At 67.6% G+C, this 4,287-nt stretch carries 4 protein-coding genes and 1 pseudogene; 1 reads left to right on the forward strand and 4 read right to left on the reverse strand.

The annotated features are described in order from the left end of the window. A pseudogene (locus ACY5KJ_RS18085) lies at positions 1-336 on the forward strand (hypothetical protein); the annotation flags it as partial. Here ACY5KJ_RS18085 and ACY5KJ_RS18090 read toward each other — a convergent pair. The 4 genes from ACY5KJ_RS18090 to ACY5KJ_RS18105 all read right to left on the reverse strand — a co-directional run bounded on the left by ACY5KJ_RS18090 (position 323) and on the right by ACY5KJ_RS18105 (position 4,127). Then, the gene (locus ACY5KJ_RS18090; RefSeq protein ID WP_462203918.1) at positions 323-730 is read right to left on the reverse strand and encodes a MazG nucleotide pyrophosphohydrolase domain-containing protein; all 408 of its coding nucleotides are present in this window, start codon (positions 728-730) and stop codon (positions 323-325) included. The pseudogene ACY5KJ_RS18085 and the gene ACY5KJ_RS18090 sit on opposite strands and share 14 nt — an antisense overlap. 55 nt (positions 731-785) lie before the next feature. After that, the gene (locus ACY5KJ_RS18095; RefSeq protein ID WP_462189175.1) at positions 786-1,979 is read right to left on the reverse strand and encodes a DNA glycosylase AlkZ-like family protein; all 1,194 of its coding nucleotides are present in this window, start codon (positions 1,977-1,979) and stop codon (positions 786-788) included. A 58-nt stretch (positions 1,980-2,037) separates the two neighbouring features. Continuing rightward, positions 2,038-3,351 carry a B12-binding domain-containing radical SAM protein gene (locus tag ACY5KJ_RS18100; RefSeq protein ID WP_462189176.1) on the reverse strand — a complete coding sequence of 438 codons (1,314 nt, stop codon included), beginning with the start codon at positions 3,349-3,351 and terminating at the stop codon, positions 2,038-2,040. Between the two features lie 71 nt (positions 3,352-3,422). Continuing rightward, complete coding sequence (locus tag ACY5KJ_RS18105; protein ID WP_462189177.1) at positions 3,423-4,127, reverse strand: cytidylate kinase-like family protein; 705 nt, start codon at positions 4,125-4,127, stop codon at positions 3,423-3,425. Positions 4,128-4,287 lie beyond the last annotated feature (160 nt).

Raw genomic sequence — 4,287 nt, forward strand, 5'->3', positions numbered from 1 at the left:
GAGCCGGAAGATCTCTACACGGCGATCGCTGTGTCCCACCTTCCAGGCCGCGGACGGATGGCGGTCATCCACGGCACCCGCGCCGCCGCCACGTTCGGCGACGACTGGCAGGGTATTGGCCTTGCGCATGTTGCGGTCGCCCGTGGCCACCTCGATGGGGACAGGCCCGCCCTGGACGCGGCGGGAGCCGCCGGGCTGGACGCAGTCGCAGCGCTCCAGACATGTCCGAATGCGGTAGTCGAGGACCGCATCCGCGAAATCGCCGTCCCTCTGAGCCGAGCGGCCGGGGACGATCCCACCGCGCTGGAGTTCACCCGTCGAGTTACCGACGTCTGACCCCTGTCGCCCCTGGTGCCGTGGCGCCGCCGGTGCGGCGGGCCGCACCACCTATCTGGCAGGAGGCCGTACCTGTCGAGACCCAGACTCGTGTCTCGTTAAGGGCCTCCTTACGGAGGAGGGCATCGCTGAGGTTGATGCCGCACCGGTTCGCGATGGCGCACACGAAGATCAAAATGTCAGCGAGCTCCTCGTCGACGGAGCCGACGACCGACCCTGTCGCGGTGCTGAGGTTCTCGCTTTTGCGGACGGCTTTGAACAGCTCACCGACCTCCTCGCCCAGCAGCAGAGCCTGCTCCGTGACGCTGCGCTCGGAGAACCCCCGTTCCTTCTCCATGGCGGCGACGTACTGCTGGAACTCGGTCAGGTCAAAGCCGGCGGCCAGCGGACGCATGGCGGTGGACCTTTCTCTGCGTGAGGTGTGAGCCCGGCCGGTGTTGCTGGGAGAGTCAGATGGCCAGGGTGAGCTGGTTGGGGTCGTGGCGGACGGCGGTCGGGGTCCGGTCGCGCCAGCCCGTGCGCAGCGCGGCGGTAAGCGTATCGGCGGCGGCGGCGACACCGCGGGTCAGGGCGGTTCGGTTGCGGACGACTGTCGGAATGACAGTTCGGGTGACGGGGTGCCACGCCCACGTGCCCTGGACCTGCCCGTCGAGCACGATCGTGGGTAGCGCTTCACCGATCTGATTGAACGCCTGTTCTGTCGGTAGGCCGCCCAGATACCTCTCTCGGGTCTCGAAGTACGCCTTGAGCGCGACGTCTTCGTGGGCGAGCAGGTGTAACCCGCTCGTGTAGGCGGCGGGATCGGCAGCCAGGAACTGTTCGTACCGGGCGGTGGTCATGTAGGCCCGGGCTGGGCTCCACGGTGTGGTGACCTCCAGCCACTCGGCATCCGAGGCGTTCAGCGCGGCGGTGATGGCGGTCCGGGACAGGGCCGACCACCACGTCGCGTCCTTGAGATTCGCTGGCCCATACCGGTCGAAGTAGGCGTACACCAGCGTTCGCGTCGCCTTTCCGGGATCCTGCGCGACGTCCAGGCCGGGGTGGACGTCGGAGGTCAGCGCGAAGGCTCGGCGTTCTGCATTCCAACAACCGGACTGGTTCAGGTAGGTGAGCAATCCCTGTTCCCACGCCGTTTTCACGGCGACGCGGACGGCCGCGACCGGCTCGCCGCAGGCGGTCAGGACTGCTTCGATCTGCCGCACCGGCACCGGGCCGCCCGCGAGCAGCCGCATGAGCAGCCGGGTCACCCGGGTCACGACGGGCTGGGACACACCGGCGTTGACGGCCATTCGGGCGGCGTCGCGCAACCGGTAGCGGGCGGTCGCGGCATGCGCGACGGCCGCCAGATCGAGCGGTAGAAGATGCAGCGTCTTGCGCATGCACCGCAGCGTGGTGAGGCCCGACTGGGGGGCGAATAGCGATGTCGCGGCTTCGGGGCTGGCAGCGCGGGCGAGGACGGTCGCGAACGGACTGGGTAAGCGCGCGGCGTGGAGGCCCAGCCCGGCATATGCGATCTCGGCGACGGACGACAAACGATGATCGGGATGCAGCCCTTGCCGGGTGAGCGTCCAGTTCCACAAGTAGCTGGCCTGGTCGGCTGTGAGCGTGACGGCTCCGGCGGTACGGGGAGCGACGGCGACCACCGCAGCACGCTATCAGCGGTCCGTCACCCCGCCATGCACGGGCCGGGCCGAGTCGGGTTCATCCCTGTGCATTCCAGTGGTCTTCGACGAAGTGGCGTAGCCGCTGGTAGGAATCTTCGGTCTCCTGCCACTGCTCCGCGGTGCCCCACCAGTGCCGGTTGTTGTGGTGGATGTGGAACTTCGACCAGTCGCGGTCCCAGTCGGGCTGGGTGTGCGTGCCGTGCAGCGCGTACCGGTCGGGATCGGCGTAGACCTGTGTGCCAGGCAGGGGGACGAACCGGAACAGCGACACCCGGCTCAGGGACGATCCCAGCTCGGCCAGCAGGCTCATCGTCTCCGCGGTGGTCTCGGCATTCTCCCCGGGGAAGCCGTGGATGATGAACGCTTTGCCCTCGATCCCCGCGTCGGCGGTCGCTGCGAACGCCGCTTTGATCTGCTCGCGGGTGGTGTTCTTGCGTATCGCCCGTAGGAGCTGCTCGCTTCCGGACTCGACTCCATATTTGATCTCGATGCAGCCCGAGGTCGCCATCTTCTTCAGTAACGGCGCGTCGATGGTGTCGACGCGGGACAGCGCCGACCAGGACAGGTCGAGGTCACCGACCGCATCGCAGATGTCACCGACCTTCTGCTTGTTGACGATGAAGTTGTCGTCGACGATCGCGAAGCCCTGCACGCCGTACCGGTCGATGAGCTGGTTCAACTCGGTGCGGGCGCTGGCCCCGGAGCGGTACTGGATGCGGGTCTGCCCGGCCGCGCAGAACGAGCACGGGAAGGGGCATCCGCGGCTGAACATCACGTGCGCCATGCGGATGTCTCGGCCGGCTAGCCGGTCTTCCAGCACGAAGTCCCCGACGGGCAGCAGATGCCGGGCGGGCAGCGGTAGCCGGTCGATGTCCCTCATCAGCCGGCGCGGTGGCTCGGTCCGGACCCGCCCGTCCTCGATCCAGTGGGTGCCGGCGACGCCGGTGAAGGGCTGGCCCGCGGCAGCCCGGTCCAGCACATCGAGGATCGTCTCCTCCGACTCGCCTTCGCAGACCACGTCCGCACGGAAGTCGCGCAGCGATTCGTCGGGGTAGAAGTTGCTGTGCACGCCGCCGACCATCACCAGCGCGCTGGGGTCGATCTGGCTGTGCTCGCGGGCTTCCTTCATGAATCCGTAGGTCGCGGAAGATGCGAGGCTGAACCCGACCGCGTCGTAGCCAGTGAGGTCCAGGCTCAGATGGTCGGGCCGGACCTGGATGACGGCGACGTCGTGGCCGGCGTCCTCGATCACGGCAGCCAGGTAGAGAGCCCCGAACGGAGGGAACTCCCGGCGGCGTTCCCGGAATCGGGCCATGTCGTAGACCTCGGGGTAGAGCAGCGCGACACGCACAGTGTGACCTCCGGTGTGTAGCAGTGGGGAAATGGGGGTGACGACTTCCAGCCGTGGGGTTTCCTGGGCGTCTAGTCCCGTGAAACCGTGCTGGGGCCCGCGGCCCCGATCCGCAGGATTTCCGCCGGATAGCGGTCGGCCAGGGTGGCAAGTTCGCCCGGTGGACGCTTGTCGAGGAGCGCGGTCACCGCCTCGCGCACGACCGGGGTGAACGCTACGATCCCGGCGTCCGCGCAGGCGCGGTCGGCTATCGGTATCAAGTTGGTGTTGCAGACCACCAGGTCATAGCGATGGCGGTCGGTGAACAGGTCGAAGTGGTGGCGGCGGAGAAAGCCGGCTCGGGTGTCGGAATCCTTGGCCTGGACGTGCTCGCGGCAGTCGTGCAGCGACAGGGCGGTGCGTACCTGGGAGACCTGGCATTTGCGGGCGCGGGACTCAAGGTCGGACTCGATCCACCCCCGTACCACCGGGTCGGGTGCCAGCCATGCGAGCGCCCAGGCATCGAAGACGGTGCCCTGACGGTCGGCCGCCAGCTTCTCCAGCCGCCGATCCAGCTCGATGTCGGCCGCGTCCCCCTGCCGGGCGGTGCGGATCTGGTCGAACCTGTCGAACCAGACCCCCTCCGCTGGCGCATCGATCCCTAAGATCTCTAGCATCACCTCGGTCGCCGACACGTACTCATAGCCCAGCTCCGTCGCCAGCCGGCGGGCGTGCGTCGTCTTGCCGGCAGCAGTCAACCCTGCAAAAGCGACGTTGGGGCGATGAGACGGAAACACGGGAGGGTCCTTTCGTGACGATGTCGTGCACTACCCGATCCCCCTGACTAAGCACGGCTCTTGTGGGTCTTGGAGGTCGGCGCACACACGGAGTAGGCGGGCGTGAGATCGGTTTCGGAGACGGAGACGCTCTCCCAACATGACACGTTCCGCAGCAGAC

The organism is Frankia sp. CcWB3 (assembly GCF_977927595.1).